At 55.1% G+C, this 17555-nt stretch carries 15 protein-coding genes and 4 tRNA genes; 4 read left to right on the top strand and 15 right to left on the bottom strand.

All coding sequences use genetic code 11. The features are described 5' to 3' along the window. Window positions 1-19: 19 nt before the first annotated feature. The 9 genes from AALG83_00800 to mutY form a co-directional block, all read right to left on the bottom strand. The gene (locus AALG83_00800) at window positions 20-1027 is read right to left on the bottom strand and encodes a zinc-binding dehydrogenase (GenBank protein ID MEY8381699.1); all 1008 of its coding nucleotides are present in this window, start codon (window positions 1025-1027) and stop codon (window positions 20-22) included. A gap of 80 nt (window positions 1028-1107) precedes the next feature. Continuing rightward, window positions 1108-1194: transfer RNA gene (locus AALG83_00795), tRNA-Leu, on the bottom strand. A gap of 96 nt (window positions 1195-1290) precedes the next feature. Beyond that, window positions 1291-2970 carry a formate--tetrahydrofolate ligase gene (locus AALG83_00790; protein MEY8381698.1) on the bottom strand — a complete coding sequence of 560 codons (1680 nt, stop codon included), beginning with the start codon at window positions 2968-2970 and terminating at the stop codon, window positions 1291-1293. A 146-nt stretch (window positions 2971-3116) separates the two neighbouring features. Continuing rightward, window positions 3117-4514, bottom strand: coding sequence for a glucose-6-phosphate isomerase (locus AALG83_00785; protein ID MEY8381697.1), 1398 nt, complete (start codon window positions 4512-4514; stop codon window positions 3117-3119). A gap of 157 nt (window positions 4515-4671) precedes the next feature. After that, window positions 4672-6654: an FtsX-like permease family protein gene (locus AALG83_00780; GenBank protein MEY8381696.1), complete on the bottom strand. Its 1983-nt coding sequence runs from the start codon at window positions 6652-6654 to the stop codon at window positions 4672-4674. Then, window positions 6641-7408 carry an ABC transporter ATP-binding protein gene (locus AALG83_00775; GenBank protein MEY8381695.1) on the bottom strand — a complete coding sequence of 256 codons (768 nt, stop codon included), beginning with the start codon at window positions 7406-7408 and terminating at the stop codon, window positions 6641-6643. The genes AALG83_00780 and AALG83_00775 overlap by 14 nt, the downstream gene beginning before the upstream one ends. 103 nt (window positions 7409-7511) lie before the next feature. Continuing rightward, window positions 7512-8510, bottom strand: a complete 999-nt coding sequence (locus AALG83_00770) for a sensor histidine kinase (GenBank protein MEY8381694.1) — start codon at window positions 8508-8510, stop codon at window positions 7512-7514. Window positions 8511-8558: 48 nt separating this feature from the next. Beyond that, the gene (locus AALG83_00765; protein MEY8381693.1) at window positions 8559-9221 is read right to left on the bottom strand and encodes a response regulator transcription factor; all 663 of its coding nucleotides are present in this window, start codon (window positions 9219-9221) and stop codon (window positions 8559-8561) included. A 5-nt stretch (window positions 9222-9226) separates the two neighbouring features. Beyond that, on the bottom strand, window positions 9227-10321 hold the full coding sequence (gene mutY, locus AALG83_00760; protein ID MEY8381692.1) for an A/G-specific adenine glycosylase: 1095 nt from the start codon (window positions 10319-10321) through the stop codon (window positions 9227-9229). A 248-nt stretch (window positions 10322-10569) separates the two neighbouring features. Between mutY and AALG83_00755 the strand changes: the two genes are divergently transcribed. From AALG83_00755 to AALG83_00740, 4 genes are all read left to right on the top strand, one after another. Continuing rightward, window positions 10570-10646 (top strand) — tRNA-Asp (locus tag AALG83_00755). 7 nt (window positions 10647-10653) lie between these two features. Continuing rightward, window positions 10654-10728, top strand: a tRNA-Gly gene (locus AALG83_00750). 30 nt (window positions 10729-10758) lie between these two features. Next, a tRNA-Cys gene (locus AALG83_00745) sits at window positions 10759-10832 on the top strand. Window positions 10833-11014: 182 nt separating this feature from the next. Further along, complete coding sequence (locus tag AALG83_00740; protein ID MEY8381691.1) at window positions 11015-12292, top strand: O-acetylhomoserine aminocarboxypropyltransferase/cysteine synthase family protein; 1278 nt, start codon at window positions 11015-11017, stop codon at window positions 12290-12292. 56 nt (window positions 12293-12348) lie between these two features. Here the strand turns inward: AALG83_00740 and AALG83_00735 are convergent, their stop codons facing one another. The 6 genes from AALG83_00735 to trpS all read right to left on the bottom strand — a co-directional run bounded on the left by AALG83_00735 (window position 12349) and on the right by trpS (window position 17544). Beyond that, entirely contained in the window at window positions 12349-12912 is a 564-nt protein-coding gene (locus AALG83_00735) for a zinc ribbon domain-containing protein (GenBank protein ID MEY8381690.1), read from the bottom strand. Between the two features lie 440 nt (window positions 12913-13352). Then, complete coding sequence (locus tag AALG83_00730) at window positions 13353-14831, bottom strand: FGGY-family carbohydrate kinase (GenBank protein ID MEY8381689.1); 1479 nt, start codon at window positions 14829-14831, stop codon at window positions 13353-13355. A 64-nt stretch (window positions 14832-14895) separates the two neighbouring features. Further along, complete coding sequence (locus AALG83_00725; protein MEY8381688.1) at window positions 14896-15780, bottom strand: 4Fe-4S binding protein; 885 nt, start codon at window positions 15778-15780, stop codon at window positions 14896-14898. Then, the gene (locus AALG83_00720) at window positions 15767-15925 is read right to left on the bottom strand and encodes a CD1871A family CXXC motif-containing protein (GenBank protein MEY8381687.1); all 159 of its coding nucleotides are present in this window, start codon (window positions 15923-15925) and stop codon (window positions 15767-15769) included. The genes AALG83_00725 and AALG83_00720 overlap by 14 nt, the downstream gene beginning before the upstream one ends. After that, complete coding sequence (locus AALG83_00715; GenBank protein ID MEY8381686.1) at window positions 15897-16475, bottom strand: TlpA disulfide reductase family protein; 579 nt, start codon at window positions 16473-16475, stop codon at window positions 15897-15899. Before AALG83_00715 ends, AALG83_00720 begins: the two co-directional genes overlap by 29 nt. Before the next feature lie 61 nt (window positions 16476-16536). Beyond that, a complete protein-coding gene (gene trpS / locus AALG83_00710; protein ID MEY8381685.1) occupies window positions 16537-17544 on the bottom strand; it encodes a tryptophan--tRNA ligase in 1008 nt (335 codons plus the stop codon). Window positions 17545-17555: the final 11 nt, after the last annotated feature.

Genomic DNA, 17555 nt, shown 5'->3' with positions numbered 1-17555 from the left:
AGGGTGGAATTTTTCAGAACTATCTTTCCGTAAACATCACGGCCTTGATGGCATTCTCCCGATCTTGCATATAAAAATCGAAATCCTCCTTGAAATGCTCCAGCCGCAGATTGTGCGTGTGAAGCAGATCCAGGTCGATTCTGCCGCTGCGTGCCAGCCGGATGCATGCCGGGAAATACAGCGCCGGAGCCGCATAAGATGCCCGAAGCTGCAATTTGCGCCCGTGCCAGTAGTTCATATCAAAGGTAACAAAGCGCTCCTCCCTGTCCCCTTCTCCAATATAGCTCATAATGCCGCCGATATTCAGGTTTTTCATCAGCTCGGGCATAACGTAGGGCGGCGTTGTGCAGAGAATCCTGTCTACCCGGAAGCCAGAGAGGTCCTCTCCCCAGCAGACGACCTCATCAGCCCCGTAAGCCTTGGCCACGCTGTCTCTGCGGCCGCGCCCCGGAGTGCTGACGGCGATAATGCGGGAAGCTCCCCGAAGGCGAGCCAGCCGCAGAGCGCAAAGGCCGATGGTCCCAATGCCCACGACCATCACAGAATCGCCCAGCCCAATATCCGAAACTTTTACCAAGTCAAACCCCACTCCCATTGGCTCTATCATGGCCGCGGCGGCCAGAGAGAGCCCCTCATAGGGAACGCAGACCTCATCCGCGGCGATCAGAGACTCCGCAAAGCCCATGCCGTTGCCATACTGCTGGGTATTGAAGAAGTGCCGCCCGTTATTGTCCAGATCATATTTTCCATCCCGCGAAAGATCCGAGAACCGATCATAAGATCCGCTTTCCAGCACAACCCGATCCCCCGGCTTCACATTGGTTACATACGCTCCGACTTGCTCGACGACGCCCGCCACCTCATGGCCCAAAGGCACAAACTCTTCTGCCCTCTTGGCCGTATGCAGATCCGAGCCGCATAGCCCGCACGCCTCTACCCGGATCAGCACCTCGTTTCGCTCTACGCTCCTAAGCGCAACATCCCGTAGTTCAAACTGATAGCCTCCCTTTGTATAGATCGCCTTCATAAACCTTCCCTCCCTGTGCCCCAAAGGCAGATAAATACAAAAAAGCCGCATGAATGCCATCATCCATGCGGCTTTTTTGCTGGTGCCGAAGGCGGGACTTGAACCCGCACGCCGTTGCCGACCCGGGATTTTAAGTCCCGTGCGTCTGCCGATTCCGCCACTCCGGCGCACTGCTACTAGCCCATTATAAGATGGCGGCGAGCCATTGTCAAGAAAGCCGCCGGCCCGCACGGGCTGCCCCGAAAGCGGGCCGGCATACTTCTTTAGAAAAGTCCGGAAATGACGCCATCGCCATCCACATCAATTTTCTCTGCCGAAGGCACTTTGGGAAGCCCCGGCATGGTCATCACATCGCCGGTCAGCGCCACGATAAAGCCCGCGCCGGCCGAAATTTTCAGATTGCGGACGGTGATCTTAAATCCTCTGGGAGCGCCCAGCAGAGCCGGATTATCCGAAAAGCTATACTGCGTCTTGGCAATGCAAATCGGCACATTTCCAAAGCCCAGCGCCTCCAGCTGTTTCAGCTGCTTTGGCGCCTGGCCGATGAGTTCAACGCCGTCCGCATGGTAAACCCGCTTTGCAATCGCTTCCAGCTTCTCCATGATGGAAAGATCGCTCTCATAGCTGAAGGAAAAATGGTTTTCCTGCTCGCAGAGCGAAACCACTTCCTCTGCCAGCGCCATGCCGCCCTTGCCTCCCTTGCCCCAGACTTCCGTCAACACCGCCTTGACGCCAAGCTTTGCGCATTCCTCTTCCACCAGCGCCAGCTCCGCCTCTGTATCCGTCGGGAAGCGGTTGATGGCGACGACCACCGGCAGGCCGTAAACATCTTTCATATTGCCCACATGCTGGAGCAGGTTGGGCAGGCCGGCTTTGAGCGCCTCCAGGTTTTCCTCTCCCAGAGCCGCTTTTGCAGCCCCGCCGTGGTGTTTGAGGGCGCGCACTGTCGCCACCACGACTACCGCGCTGGGCGCCAGCCCCGCCATGCGGCACTTGATATCCAGGAATTTTTCCGCGCCCAAATCCGCGCCGAATCCCGCCTCGGTAACGACATAGTCGCCAAATTTCAGCGCCGTTTTTGTCGCCATCACAGAGTTGCATCCGTGCGCGATATTGGCGAAAGGCCCGCCGTGCACGAAGGCCGGCGTATGCTCCAGCGTCTGCACCAGGTTTGGCTTGAGCGCATCTTTGAGCAGCGCCGCCATCGCCCCTGCCGCATGCAGCTCTCCCGCCGTAACCGGCTGATCGTCGTAAGTATAGCCGATGATGGTGCGCTCGAGCCGCGCCTTGAGATCCGAAATATCCGTCGCCAGGCACAAAATCGCCATGATCTCCGAAGCGACCGTGATGTCGTATCCATCCTGGCGCGTTACGCCATTGGTGCGCACACCCAGGCCGCCGACGATCTCCCGCAACTGCCGGTCGTTCATATCCACACACCGCCGCCAGGTTACTTTCTTAGGATCGATGCGAAGGGCATTGCCTTGGTAAATATGGTTGTCGATCATTGCCGCCAGCAGGTTGTTCGCCGCGCCTATGGCGTGAATATCGCCGGTAAAATGCAGGTTGATATCTTCCATCGGGACAACCTGCGCATAGCCGCCGCCGGCCGCTCCGCCTTTGACGCCAAACACAGGCCCCAGCGAAGGTTCGCGCAGGGCGACGACTGCCTTTTTGCCAATCTGGCGCAGGCCGTCCGCCAGGCCGACGGAGACCGTCGTCTTTCCCTCTCCGGCGGGCGTGGGCGTGATGGCCGTAACCAAAATGAGCTTTCCGTCTTTGGTCTCCCGTTTTGTCTTTAAAACGTTGTAATCTATCTTTGCTTTATATTTTCCATAGTGTTCCAGATAGTCGTCTGATAGGCCAATCTCATCCGCGATTTTGCTGATGGGGAGCATCTGGGCATCCTGGGCAATCTCAATATCCGTTCGGTAAGCAGCCATATTTTTCTCCTTTTTGCGGCAATCCGCATTCTTTGGAATTTTCTTTTATTATACCTTGCCGCCCCGTCGATTTCAAGGCGGCCGGCGCCTGATGATATAAAAAGAATGCGGCCCCGGCCATGCCGGCTCCGCATTCCTTGGGCTATCTAATTGCATTCATAGCAAAAAGCGGGATTGCCATTCTCTTTTTTGCTCAGCTCCTCTGCTTTCTGCTCATATCCCTCCCGGCCCATGAGCGCAAAAGTCGCGATCTTGCCGGCCTCGACCCCCGGCTGATCGAAGGCGTCGATCTCCAAAAACTCTCCGGCCGCGGCCGTGGCCATCTCCAGGAAGAACAGCAGCGCCGCCAGGCTTTCTTCGTCTACCCGCTCCAGCGTGATGCGCATGTTCATCTTTCCTGCGCTGGTTACGGCATATTCCGTGGCCGCCTGTTCGGACGCGATGAGCTTGTTGAAGCTCTGCCCGGCCAGATACTGCGTATCCGGCATCTCGATGGGAGAAGATGGGATGCTTAGGCTGCTTCGGAAGTTCTGCACCGTAACGAACGTGATGATTTTATCAAACGGCCCCTCGTTGTAGAGCTGAACCTGCGAGTGCTGATCCGTCACACCCAGCGCCCGCACCGGCGTCTGCCCGGCGTGCACGGTATTGCCCCGGATATCCACTTTCTTGCCCAGCGATTCCGCCCAAAGCTGCGCATACCACTCCGCCGTGCACAAAAGGCCGTCCGCGTATGGCATCATCACCGAGATATTGACGCCCTTTTTCATCGCGATGAAATAGAGCATCGCATACATATACGCCGGGTTTTCCTCCAGCGCCGGCTTCTGGCAAAGCGCATGCATCTGCCCCGCGCCGCGCAGCAGCGCCTCGATATCGATGCCGATAACCGCCGCAGGCAGCAGGCCCACCGGGCTGAGCACGGAGAAGCGGCCGCCCACGCCATCTGGAACGACAAACGTCTGAAAGCCATATTGGTTGGCAATTTTGCGCAGAATGCCCTTTTCCTTATCCGTGGTCAGGAAAATATGCTCCTTCAAATCCTCGCCCAGCTCTTTGAGCATGGAGAGCGCCACCATGAACTGCGACATGGTCTCCACCGTATTGCCGGATTTGGTGATGACGTTAAAAGCCGTCCTCCGAATATCGATCACGTCAAGAAGCGCGTTCAGGGAATCCGGATCGACGTTGTCCACAATATAAATCTTTGGCCCCTGGCGCTTTTCCCTGGGCAGTTCATTATACCTCGGATGCTTGAGCGCGGAAAAAAGCGCCTTCATCCCAAGGGCAGAGCCGCCAATGCCAAATACCACAAAATACTCGAATTTCTCCCGAATGCCTTCCGCAGTCTTTAAAATATCCCGGACGATCTCATCCTGGTTATGCGGCAGCTCCCGCCAGGCATTCATTTTTCTTTTCGCACAAAGGCCTTCATGCACTTTCGCAACCCTGCCTGCACAGCGCGCAATTTCCTCCTCGCAAATTCCATGCTCCCCGATGCTAGATGCGAGCATATGGTTAAAATCGATCGTTATCTTCGCCATAGGTTCCTCCCAAAATTGGCGGCTTCCAGCCGCTCTGCTATCACTTTATTATACCAAAAAAAGCCGCATTGTATAGAAGCTTTGCAATTTTTTATCTCATAAAAATGAGCGCGCAGGTGGAAGCTCCCGCGCGCCCGAACAGATAGACTGGTATGAGCTATTTATTGCGTTCCCGAATCATGCCCTTGCAGCTCTGGTATGTGGCAAAATAGTAGATGCCATAGAGCACCAGCAGCACCCCTGCCGAGCATAGAATGCTGAGCAGCGAGCTTTGGACTTTAAACTCCATCACCATCTTGTTGACCACATAGATGGCAACGGCCGAATGCACCAGCGCCAGAGCCAGCGGAATGAAGAAATAGAGGGCAACCTGCCGGCGCATGGCTTTTCTGGCCATATCGTCGTCTACGCCCAGCTTGCGCAGCAGCGCATATCTGGAAACATTATCCGCCGTTTCCGAAAGCTGCTGCAAAGCCAGAACCGCCGAAGCCGCGATGAGGAAGATGATGCCCAGATAGAGCAGCACAAACAGCACCATCGCCTTCATGCCCGTCTGCATCATCATCACGCGCCCCGCCGTTACGATGCGCATCCCCGGCCACACGCCTTCATAATCCGTGTCCAGCTGCAAATCCAGCGCTTCCCTGTCTCCGCTGGGATAGTTGCCCGCCAGGCAGGTTCGGTATTCCGGAATCTGCGCGGCAGCTTCATCCGGCAAAATCAGGACGAGGTTGATGGGATTGGAACTCATGGTTTCAAAATAGTCTGTTTGCAGCGCCGCCTTTGCCGGCCTTAGCTGCTCCTGCCCAATCTGGATCACAGCGCCGGTATCCAGCAGTTTTTGCCCTGCGCCCTGCGTCTTTTCCGCCGCCGCGCTGACGGCGTATTCCCCCTGGCCCAGCGCAATCTCCTTCTTGCCCTGAAGGCGCATGAGCGCATTATATTCCGAGACGGAGATCGCGTCGAACGTCCGGCTGCTGATATTGGTGCCGCTAGAGGGAAAATCTGCCGAATCCAGATACTGCGTGTATTTCACGCCCGTCTCACGGTAGGAGAACAGGCAGCTCTCCTTAAAATAATGGCCAGGCTCAAAGCCATTTTCCTGCATCTGCGCCTGCGCCCCCTGCTCCCCTACGGCGTCGAAGGAGACCGTCGCATCATAGGGCACGTTTTCCATGGCGGTTTTAGTAATCGCATAGTTGAGCCCGGAGCCCGTCGCCGTAACGGCAATGGCAAAGAACAGCATCAGGCAGACGAACGTCATGGAAAGGAAGTTGGTGTTGATTTTGGAGTTCAGCTGCCGGAATACGAAGCTGTTCAGCCCCCGGTGATAGAGCGCCTTGTTGCTCTTGATCAGCTTGAGCAAAAACCCAGAAAGCGAAAAGAAGAAGAGCAGCGTCCCGATCACGCCGAACAGGATCGCCCGGTTGAACTGGTCGTTCAAAAGCACAAGGCCGTTATCGATGATCTGCTGATAGGCATATCCCAGGCAGCCTGCCGAGGCGATAAACGCGAGAACCGAGAGCCAGAGCTTTCCGCTGTATGTCTTTTCATTGGCGCGCTCGGCGTTTATCAGCGCAATCAGCTTGCATCTCGAGACATGCACGACGTTGAGCAGCATCACGATCAGGAAAATCGCGCCGAAATACAGCAGTGTTTTGAGCAGCGCCGCGGTGGAAAACACAAACTGGAACAGTTCCAGCTTGACCTGAAACATGGATGCCACCAGCACAGACAGCCCCTGAGAGAGCAGAACGCCGGCAACCAGCCCCATGGCCAGGGCAAACAGGCCGATGATAAACGTCTCTATCGCTAAAATGAAGGAAACCTTGCCTTTGGGCATGCCCAAAATCAGGTAGACCCCCAGCTCCTTTTTTCTGCGCCGCATCAAAAACTTGTTGGCATATACGATGAGGAAGGCCAAAATTGCCGAGACGAAGACGGAAGTCGCGTTGATGGCCGTAACCAGCATTTCCAGCACGCCGCCCTGGGCCATAGAGAGGCCCGTCAGCAATGCCTGGGAATCCATGGAGTTGAACACATAGAAGATGCAGACGCCCAGCGCCAGCGTCAGAAAGTAGATGGCGTAATCCCGGATGCTCTTGCCGACGTTTTTAAAAGCCAGCTTAATAGAGGACATCGCTATCACCTCCAAGCAGCGTTACGACCTGAAGGATGCGCTCAAAAAACTCCTTCCGGCTGTCTCCGCCCCGAACCAGCTCGCTGAAAATCTCGCCGTCCTTGATGAACAGGATGCGCTTGGCATAGCTGGCCGTGAAAGCATCGTGCGTAACCATCAGAATCGTCGCTCCAAGGCCGTCGTTCATGCGCACCAGGCTGTCCAGCAGCATCCGGGCCGATTTGGAATCCAGCGCGCCCGTCGGCTCATCCGCCAAAATCAGGGAAGGATTCGTGATGATCGCCCGGGCGCTGGCCGTCCGCTGTTTTTCGCCGCCGGACATCTGATAGGGAAACTTATCCAAAACATGCCCGATGCTCAGCTGCGCGGCCACTTTGCGCACGCGCTGTTCGATCTCCTGCGCCGGGACGTTCTGAATGGAGAGCGCCAGCGCAATATTCTCATAGGCCGTCAGCGTATCCAGCAGGTTAAAATCCTGAAAAATAAAGCCAAGCTGCTGGCGGCGGAATTTGGAGAGCTCTTTTCCTTTCAGATGCGTTACATCCCGCCCGCCGACGATGATGCGCCCTGCCGTTACCTTATCGATGGTCGATATGCAGTTGAGCAGCGTCGTCTTGCCGCTGCCCGAGGCGCCCATGATGCCCAGGAACTCCCCCTTGCCCACTTCCAGGCTGATGTGGTTGATCGCCCTGGTGATGGCTCCTTTGCTGCCGTAGTATTTTTCAATATTCTGTACGCTTAAAACTGACCCCATTTTTGCTAACACCTCATTTCACGCTTGGGCGCTCTTTGCGCCCTTCGAGTATTAGTGTAGCCCAAAATAAAACGGCTTGCCATTTGCCTGGCTTACACTTTCCTTACATTTCTGTAAGGCTGCCTTTTGGGAAGACAAAGCTGATGCGCAGGCCGCCTTTTTCGCCCGAATAGGCCGAAATGCCCAGTCCCAGCTTATCCGCGAGCTTTTTGCATAAATAAAGCCCCATGCCCGTGGATTTTCCATAAACCCTGCCGTTTTCGCCCGTAAACCCTTTTTCAAAAATTCTGCCGATATCCTGCCGGCCAACGCCGATGCCGTCGTCTGCCAGGTGCAGCAGGGTATATTCCCGGCTCTCCTCTGCCCAGATGCGCAGGTTCTTGGCTCCGTATTTGGCCGAATTTCCCAAAACCTGTCCCAGCATAAAGTTCATCCATTTCGCGTCCGTATAAACAGCAAAATCCAGCGCTTCCATGTGAACAGCAACGCCGCCCAGAATGAGCGGCCGCGCCTGGCTGCGCAGTGCGCCGCGCACCAGCTCTTCCAGGGAATGCCGGCGCACCAGATAATCCTTCTCAGCGCTGCTGCTTCTGGCATAATAGAGCGCCTGCTCAATATACGAATCGATTTTGGAAAGCTCGCTGGCCATGGCGTCCATCTGCTCGGATGGGTTGTTTTCCGCCAGCAGTTTGCCCGAAGCGATCGGCGTTTTCACTTCATGCACCCACGCCTCGATATACTCCCGGTATTCCTGGGAAGCGCGCTCATATGCCGCAATCCGCTGTTTCATGGCTCTGCCCGCCTCCTCCATCAGCGCGCAGAGAATCTGCCCTTCCAAAAACCCCGGCGCCTCCAGGATATCGTAGAGCATATATTTTTCCTCCAGCTCCTGCTGCGCCCGTGCCGCCTCCTGATAGAATCGGTACCGCGGCAAAAGATAGATCAGAAGGCAGGCGATCCCGCAGACCAGAAAACAGCCTTCAAAGAAAATCAGCGCCTGAGCGCCCATATGATAGGCCATCAAAATCCATCCGGAAAACGCCATCGTCCCAAGATAGATCAGAATCGCCCAAATTTGCTCCTTCAACAGTTTTTTCAGCATCGCTGTCTCTCCAAATTCAAGATAGGCGTCAGGCCGCCGCGCCCAGCGCTAGACCAAATACCCCATGCCCCGCCTTGTGATGAGGTAATCCTCCCGGCCTACCTGTGCCAGCTTTTTGCGCAGGCGGTTGATGTTGACGGTCAGCGTGTTGTCATCTACAAACTCATCCGATTGCCAAAGCGCGTTCATCATCTCTTCCCGGCTGACCACCTGCCCCTTGCTGGCCATGAGCAGGTGCAAAATGCGCTGTTCATTTTTCGTCAGCTCTGCCTGCTGTTCCCCGCAGTAAATTTTGCCGTCTCCCAGCGAAAGCCGCAGGCCGTTATGCTCGATGCTCTGCCCCTCCTGCTGATAGGCCCGGGCCAGCACCGCCGCAATGCGCGCCAGCAAAATCTGCGTGTTATAAGGCTTTGTGATAAAATCATCCGCGCCGAGATTCATGCTCATCAGCTCGTCGCTGTCGCTGTCCCGGCTGGTTACGACGATGATGGGAATGCCGGATCTCTTGCGCAGTTCCCGGCAGATGTAGTAGCCGTCGTACATGGGCAGGTTAATATCCAGCAATACCAGATGCGGCTGGGCGGCTAAAATAACGTCTACCATATTCTCATAATTCTGCGCCGTTTGGCACTCATAGCCGTATTTGCCCAGTAAAGAAGCCAGCTCCTTGCTGATGCGCGCATCATCCTCCACCAGAAATATCTTTGCCACGCTTTTTACTCCTCTCTTTCTTTTTCTGCGGCCTGCCGCACCAGAGCCGTATAATGCCGGAAAGCCGCGGGCAGTGCCACCCTTTCCAGCATTTCCTGCGGCTCCCAAAACTGCAAACCCTCCCAGCCGGGCGGCTGCTTCAGGCAAATATCATAGCCGTTCATCTTCCAGATGATGTGCGTGAAAATATGCTGGGCCTGCCCCGCCGGCCGAATCTCCAAAATTTCCGCACCCTGCTGCTCCAGCTCCCGCTTGGTCTCTTCCCGGCTAAGCCGGCCAGCCAGGCTGGGGAATTGCCACATGCCCGCCAGCAGCCCCCTCTCCTGCCGGCGCTGCAAGGCAATTTTGCCATCCTGCCATAGGAGCAGAACTGTATGATGCTCCACCTTTTTCTGCTTTTTTGGCGCACGGACGGGAATCTGCGGGATCCATCCGTTGGCCCGGGCAATGCACCCCTCGGCCAGAGGACAGCGCTCGCAGAGCGGCGCCCCGTTTGGCAGGCAGACCGTCGCCCCGAGCTCCATCAGCGCCTGATTAAAATCTCCCGGCACGTCGCCCGGCATGATCTGGCCAAGCTCCTTCCATATGCGCTTTTTGCATGCCGTCGTATCAACTTGCTCGAAACTGCCAGTGATCCGGGAAATCACGCGCAGAACATTCCCATCCACCACAGGCACAGCGATGCCAAACGCGATGGAAGCGATCGCCCCGGCTGTGTATTCCCCAATGCCCGGCAGGCTTTTCAGCTGTTCATAGCTGGCTGGCAGTGCTCCGCCATATTCCTGCATCACTTTCTGCGCCGCTTTTTGCAGATTGCGTGCTCTGCTGTAATACCCAAGCCCCTCCCAGAGCTTTAGCAGCTGCTCTTCCGGCGCTTCTGCCAAAGCCGCAATGCTGGGCAGTGCAGAAAGAAACCGCTCATAATAGGGCTTGACTGCCTCCACCCGAGTCTGTTGCAGCATAATCTCGCTGACCCAAACGCGGTATGGCTCCGGCCTCTCCCGCCAGGGCAGTATCCGCGCATTTTTCGAATACCACTTGAGCAACGGCTCTGCAATTTTGTCCAGCACCCGCGCATTTTGCTCTTTTTCTGCTGCCATCGTTTCTCCTCCCGGGCATTTGCCGCTTCCTTCCTCTGCACACTGCCCCTGCCTCATATTATTTTAGTATATCATAGCTTGTCTCTTCCGGCCATTTGCAAATTCTGTGCGTTTTTTGCAAAAATCCGGAAACTTTCCGCCCAGAGCGGCATAGGTATAGAAAGTCGAAAGAAATATGAAAGTTTTCTCTCGTCTTGCTTGACAATTATCAGGCCATCGGGTACAATAATACTTGCTCACAGTAATGTGGCCTGGTAGTTCAGTTGGTTAGAACGCTAGCCTGTCACGCTAGAGGTCGTGGGTTCGAGCCCCATCCAGGTCGCCAAATAGTTGCGGGAGTGGCTCAGTGGTAGAGCGTCGCCTTGCCAAGGCGAATGTCGCGAGTTCGAATCTCGTCTTCCGCTCCAATTCACAATGCGGCTTAAAGCCGCATTCATGGCGCCATAGCCAAGAGGTAAGGCAGAGGCCTGCAAAGCCTTCACCCCCAGTTCAAATCTGGGTGGCGCCTCCAAAAAGTATCGCAGTTCACATTGGTGGATTGCGATATTTTTATTGCCCGAAACGAAAAATCCGCCTCATAGTGATCCGCCAAAAAAACGCTTTCTTTTGGAACTGATTCCCCCGCCTCGGCTTTACAATCTCTTGGTCATTGTGTTATTTTATAGATAAGAAAAGTAATATAAGGAGAAAGCAATGGACAAACATCTCGAAACTCTCTGCGTGCAGGCCGGGTATTCGCCCAAAAATGGCGAGCCCAGAATTCTGCCGATTTACCAGAGCACAACATTTAAATACGAGTCCAGCGAAGAAATGGGCCGGCTTTTTGATCTGGAAGCCAGCGGCTATTTCTATACTCGGCTCCAAAACCCGACCAATGATGCCGTCGCCGCGCGCATTGCGGCGCTGGAGGGTGGCGTGGCCGCGATGCTTACCTCCTCCGGCCAGGCGGCAAACTTCTTTGCCGTCTTTAATATCTGCCAGGCGGGCGATCACTTCATCTCCGCTTCCGCAATTTATGGCGGAACGCTCAACCTGTTTTCCACGACCATGAAAAAAATGGGCATCGAAGTGACGTTCATCTCCCCAGACTGCACCGAGGAAGAGCTCAACGCCGCTTTCCGCGAAAATACCAAGTGCGTGTTTGGCGAAACGCTCTCCAACCCGTCCCTGGCTGTGCTGGATATCGAAAAATTCGCCAAGGCCGCCCATAGCCATGGCGTTCCGCTCATCGTCGATAATACCTTCCCCACCCCTATCAACCTGCGTCCCTTTGAATTTGGCGCGGATATTGTTACGCACTCCACGACCAAATACATGGATGGCCATGCCTCTGCTGTGGGCGGCGCGATTATCGACAGCGGCAACTTCGATTGGTCTGCACACGCAGAAAAATTCGCCTGCCTCACCGAGCCGGATGAATCCTATCACGGCATTCGCTATGCGGAAAAATTCGGCAAGGCCGCCTATATTACCAAAGCCACCAGCCAGATGATGCGCGATTTGGGCTCGATTCAGTCGCCTCAAAACGCTTTCCTGCTCAATCTTGGCCTGGAGACCCTGGCGCTTCGCATGGCACAGCACTGCAAAAACGCGCAGAAAATCGCAGAATGGCTGGAATCCAACGATAAGATCGCCTGGGTAAACTATCCTGGCCTTCCCGGCAACAAATACCACGCTCTGGCGCAGAAATATATGCCCAACGGAACATGCGGCGTCATCTCCTTTGGCGTAAAAAGCGGAAGAGAAGGCGCCATGGCCTTCATGGATCACCTCCAGCTGGCCGCCATCGTAACGCATGTGGCCGATGCGCGCACCTGTGTGCTGCATCCTGCCAGCACCACGCACCGCCAGCTGACGGATGAACAGCTCGCGGCAGCCGGCGTCCCCGGAGATATGATCCGTCTTTCCGTGGGCATCGAGAATGCGGATGACATCATCGCCGATCTCGAGCAGGCGCTCTCCCACGCCTAAACATTCAAAACGAAAAAGAGCTTTCAAAATGAAAGCTCTTTTTTCATGCTCCGGCATCAATCGAAATTGTACCAATATTCATAATAATAGTCGGTATCTACGAGGGCAGGTGTGATTCGGAAGCTCTCATGCTCTTTATCAAACTCGATCGTAAATTCCTCATCAAAATCCAGAATCTTAATTTTGTTGCCCGAGATGACCTTATATTCCAGGCTTGCAAGCCTTTTGTCCAGCCCAAAGATTGCAGCAGCCTCAAAGTTAACATCCACAGTATCTTCATCAAAATCGAGCACAAGCCGATAATATGCTCCGCCGCTGCTCTCCTCGACCCGGCTCCAGCCTCGCATCAGCTCTTCCTTGAGCTTGGCCTTCTGCGCGCCCTGCACACCTAAAATAATGCCGATGGCCACCAGACACACAGCCGCGATGCCCAGGATGAGAGGAAGCAGTTTCTTTTTCTTCTGCGGCGTGTCTGCACCCGCAGGCACATCAGCCTCCGCCTCCGGCATATGCACGGCCTGTTTTCCCTCTTCCTGGCGCAGCAATTCTTCCTTGTTACTGCAAACAGGGCATTCCTTCGCGCCGTCCGGTATCTGCGCACCGCATTTTGTACAAAACATCTCTCTTTTTCCTTTCTCTGTCCAAAACAACATCCGCTTTGTTTTGTCCATCTCAATATTAGGTGTTTTTATTCTACCATGTCGTCAGCGCGCAGTGTGCGCTGGCGGCAGCCGTCAATAAATGCCCAGGCTTGGGAAGGGCATAGCCTTTCCGCTTAAGCCGTGCATTTATTATACCATGATAAAGGCAAGCGCCAACTTGCTTCCCCTTCCAGCGCCGCGGCGAAACAGGCGGCGCCATGGTTCAATGAATCTGGGAACCCGTTTGAAATCTTTAATTTCAGTAGCGATTAAAATCATTATACCGCATTTTTGCATCGTTTTCCACTAATTTATCACAAAAATACAATAATATAGTGCCGTTATAGTACTCCGCCCCGTTTCTCCAAAATAACCCACAAAAAAGAGACGCGCCTTATGCGCGTCTCTTCTGCATTCTCTTAGAGCTTCAGGTTTGCCATTTCCTCGAACAGATCGACCTGGCAGAAATATGCCTTGTCGAACAGCGGGATGATCTTCTCGTAAACCGCATGTGCCTCGGGATTCGGCTCGTTGATAGCCTCAACCTCGTGGAACTTCTTAACCGCTCTTTCATTCTCGAAGATGCCCATTGCAATGCCGCCGATAACCGCCGTGCCCATGGAAGCAACTTCATCCATATGCTTGAGCTTGATGATCTTCGCGTTCATGACGTCTGCAAAAATCTGGCGGACAACATCGCCCTTTGCAAGGCCGCCGATCATGATCAGCTCATTGACGTCGATTTCTTTGCGGATCTCCGTCAAGATGCAGTTCAGGTTCAGAACGATGCCCTCGACAACTGCACGGAGCAGATCTGCGCGGGTGTTCGCCAGCGTAATGCCCAGGAAAGAGCCCTTAGCCTTGGGGTTCCAGCGCGGCGCGCGCTCGCCCATCAGGTGCGGCAGGAACATCACGCCATTGGAGCCGACCGGCGCCGAGGCAACTTCCTCATTGATGATATCAAATACTGTCTTTTCCCCGTTGGATTCCTCCGCCAGCTTCTGCTCGATTTTGCAGATCTCGTTTTTCAGCCAGCTGAAGGAAGAGCCCGCCGTCTGGCAGGTGCCGCCCAGCTGTTTCCCGCCGGGGCCAACGCCGGAAACCCATGCAGAGGAGCCGCCGCTGATATACGCATCGCCGGGATCGATGTTGCCTGCGCCGATGGAGGAGGCAGGGCCGTCGCCGCATCCCATGATCACCTTGGTTCCGGCGGCAAGGCCAGTCTCTTCGGCATATTTCTCAGGAACCTCGCCGATGATATCCGTCATGTTGTGAATCTCGGGAAGCACATCGCGGCTCATGCCGGCAGCTTCCAGAATCTCGTCAGACCAATCCTGAATCGCCGGATCATAGAAGCCCGTGCTCTCGGCGTTGGTGTGGTCGATGGCGTATTTGCCCGTCAGCTTCAGGATGATATAGTCGTTGGGGCAAGCCAGAACTTTATAGGTTTTCTCGTAAATTTCAGGCATGTTGTTGCGCACCCACATGAGCTTGGGCAGCGTGCAGACGCTGTTGAGCAGGCCGTCCTGCCGCCAGCCGAAATTGCAGTTAGGCGTCTTGGCGCTGATCTCTTTCGCCTCTGCCTCTGCGCGCATATCCTGCCAGATCATAGCCGGGTAAAGCTCTTTGCCGTCTTTGTCGATGCAGTGGCAGCCCGGGTAGTGGCCGTCGAAGTTCACGCAGAGAACATCCTTGTTATCGACGTCCTTGAGCAGTGTTTTGGTGCTCTCGCAGAATGCCTTCCACCAATCCTCGCCCTTCTGCTCCGCCCAGACGACGTTGGAATAATCCGTCGGGTAAGGAACCGTGATGCTGCCCAGGCATTTTCCCTCTGTAGTAAACAGAGTGGATTTATTGCCGCTTGTACCAAAATCGTGCGCTACAATATATTTGGTCATGCCAAACCTCCATTTGATTTATGATGCTTAGAATTGCTACATTAAATAATTCGATATATTTTTACTAGATTCCTGCGTCCCTTTTAAAATTTATTGCATCTCCAGTCTTTTTTCCCCGCGCCGCGCGAAAAGAAATCGCGCCCGCCTTGCATGCGGCCCTGCAGTCTCCGCAGAAAATACACTCGGAGAGGTGCATCCCTTTTGTGATATCCACTCCCATTTGGCAGGCCCTCTGGCATGCCCCGCACTGTGTGCACCGCTCCTGGTCCACCCGGTAGCGCAGCAGCGCCACACGGTTAAACAGCCCATAAATGGCGCCTAATGGGCAAAGATATTTGCAAAATGGCCGGTAGATCGCGATGGAAAGCAGCAGAAGCGCAACTAAAATGCCGACCTTCCAGCGGTAAAGCGCCCCGATTGCCGCGCGCAAACCCTGATTGAGCAGCGGCAGGATCACGCCGCCTTCCAAAGTGCCCGCAGGGCAGATGTATTTGCAAAACCATGCCTCTCCCTGCCCAAAAGCATCCACCGCAAACATAGGCAGCAGCAGGACAAACAGCACCAGAACCGCGTATTTCAAATACCGCAGCGGCATATCTCCCTTAAAATTTCGGATTTTCTTGCTGGGAATTTTATGGATGAGTTCCTGCAAAAAACCGAACGGGCATAGAAAGCCGCAGACAAACCGGCCGCAAAGCGCTCCGACCGCCATAAAAAAGCCAATAAAGAAGAGCGAGAGCTGATATTGGCGGCTCCCAATGACGCCCTGCACCCCGCCCAAAGGGCAGGAAAACAGCGCGCCCGGGCAGGAATAGCAATTCAGCCCCGGAACGCATAGGTTTTTCAGGCTCCCCCGGTAAATCTTCCCCTTCAGAAAGCCGATCACATAGCTGTTTGCGGCAAGAGAGACCGCCGCTTGTATCGCACGCCGCGCCTTACCCAATTCCAATACACTCCATACAGATATTCGTCGCTCTGGCCAAAACGACGCCCAGCTCTCCCCGCGCCGCGCCCGCCGCCATCAGCGCAATGCCGCCCAGCAGGAGCAGCAGCGCGAAGAGCCTGTTATTCCATGCTTTTTTGCACGCTTTCAATGGTATCTCTCCATTCCAGTTCGCCGCGCCCGCCGATATACAGGCCGCCGCCAACCACCTTCCCGTCGCTGTCCACAAAAATCGTCGTGGGTAGATAGGCAACGTCTGCCAGGAAATCCCGAATCATCTCCTGCGTCGGCCGCAGGTTCGGGTATGTCGCGCCCAGCTCTGCCGCAATCTCCGCCGCCAGCTCAGCCGTCTCCTGCTTTTCGCTTTCCACAGCGATGCCTACGACGCCAATCTCCCCTTCCTCGTAGATTGCCTCCAGCGCAGGCATCTCCTCGATGCAGGGGCCGCACCACGTAGCCCAGATGTTGACCAGCGTCAGATCATGCAGGGCAAAGAGCTCTTTGCTGTCGCAGGCATTGCCCTCCAGGTCTTGCGTCTCAAATTGCAGCCGCTCAAAATCAGCCGCGGCGTCTGCAAAAATCGTGGGTGCAGAGCCGGATTCCGCCGGCGCAGACGGCTGCTCCGGCTCCGCTGGAACACACCCTGCCAAACAGCAAACCGCCAAAACCACTGCCAAAACCGCCTTGCATTTTCTTTTCAAAATACCGCCTCCCATCCTGTTTCGCTCTGACGAAAAAGAGCGGCAGGTTTGCCGCTCTTATTTAGAACTTACGCGGGCCGAAGCCGATCTTCTTCTGCGCCTTCCAGAGCGTTTTATTGGCGGCCCTCTGCGCCTTCTCCGCTCCCGACTGCATGATGGAGTTGATCAGCTCCTTATCTGCGCGGATCTCATAAAAGCGCTTTTGCAGCGGCTCCAATTCGCCCACAACCGCATCTGCCACGGCATCTTTGAGCACGCCGTACCCCTGCCCGGCAAACTGCTTCTCCGCCTGCTCCGGCTCCATATGGTGAATCGCCGCATAGATGGAGAGCAGGTTGGAAACCCCGGGTTTCTCCTCGCTGTAGCGGATCTGCCCGTCGCTGTCCGTTACGGCCCGCCGAATCTTGCGCCGAATGACCTCCGGCGGATCCAGCAGCGTGATAAACCCGTTCTCGTTGGGATCGGATTTAGACATCTTCTTTTCCGGCTCCTGCAGGCTCATAATCTTGGCGCTGGCCTTGCCGATATACGGCTCAGGAATTTTAAAAACATCGCCGTAAATCTTATTAAAGCGCATGGCAATATCTCTGGCGATTTCCAGATGCTGCTTCTGATCCACGCCCACCGGCACCATATCCGTCTGATAAAGCAGAATATCCGCCGCCATCAGAACGGGATAGGTATAAAGCCCGGCGTTGAGGTTATCCGGGTGCCGCTGTGCCTTCTCTTTAAACTGCGTCATGCGGTTGAGCTCGCCCATATAGGTGTAGCAGTTCAAAATCCAGGCCAGCTCTGCGTGCGCGCTGACATGCGACTGAATATAGATGGTGTTTTTCTCGGGATCCAGCCCCGCCGCAAGGTAAAGCGCCACAAGGTCGCCGCATCTTCTGCGCAGCTCCGCCGGCTCCTGCCGCACGGTGATCGCGTGCATATCGACCACGCAGTAATAGCAGTGGTAATCATCCTGCAAAGCCACCCAGTTTTTCAGAGCCCCCAGATAGTTGCCCAGCGTCAGGTTTCCCGAGGGCTGAATGCCGCTGAATATAATCTTCTTTTCCGCTTCTGCCATAATCTTTCCCT

It is taken from the genome of Christensenellaceae bacterium 44-20 (assembly GCA_041223705.1).
Lineage (GTDB): Bacteria > Bacillota > Clostridia > Christensenellales > Christensenellaceae > QANA01.
Note: the sequence above shows the minus strand (reverse complement) of the source record. Positions and strands in the feature narration are given on the sequence as shown.

What these genes read in the sequence shown, in the direction of transcription:
- AALG83_00800 (MEY8381699.1), bottom strand. Translation starts at nt 1,027, where the DNA reads ATGAAGGCGATCTATACAAAGGGAGGCTATCAGTTTGAACTACGGGAT.
- AALG83_00790 (MEY8381698.1), bottom strand. Translation starts at nt 2,970, where the DNA reads ATGGCTGCTTACCGAACGGATATTGAGATTGCCCAGGATGCCCAGATG.
- AALG83_00785 (MEY8381697.1), bottom strand. Translation starts at nt 4,514, where the DNA reads ATGGCGAAGATAACGATCGATTTTAACCATATGCTCGCATCTAGCATC.
- AALG83_00780 (MEY8381696.1), bottom strand. Translation starts at nt 6,654, where the DNA reads ATGTCCTCTATTAAGCTGGCTTTTAAAAACGTCGGCAAGAGCATCCGG.
- AALG83_00775 (MEY8381695.1), bottom strand. Translation starts at nt 7,408, where the DNA reads ATGGGGTCAGTTTTAAGCGTACAGAATATTGAAAAATACTACGGCAGC.
- AALG83_00770 (MEY8381694.1), bottom strand. Translation starts at nt 8,510, where the DNA reads ATGCTGAAAAAACTGTTGAAGGAGCAAATTTGGGCGATTCTGATCTAT.
- mutY (MEY8381692.1), bottom strand. Translation starts at nt 10,321, where the DNA reads ATGGCAGCAGAAAAAGAGCAAAATGCGCGGGTGCTGGACAAAATTGCA.
- AALG83_00740 (MEY8381691.1), top strand. Translation starts at nt 11,015, where the DNA reads ATGGACAAACATCTCGAAACTCTCTGCGTGCAGGCCGGGTATTCGCCC.
- AALG83_00735 (MEY8381690.1), bottom strand. Translation starts at nt 12,912, where the DNA reads ATGTTTTGTACAAAATGCGGTGCGCAGATACCGGACGGCGCGAAGGAA.
- AALG83_00730 (MEY8381689.1), bottom strand. Translation starts at nt 14,831, where the DNA reads ATGACCAAATATATTGTAGCGCACGATTTTGGTACAAGCGGCAATAAA.
- trpS (MEY8381685.1), bottom strand. Translation starts at nt 17,544, where the DNA reads ATGGCAGAAGCGGAAAAGAAGATTATATTCAGCGGCATTCAGCCCTCG.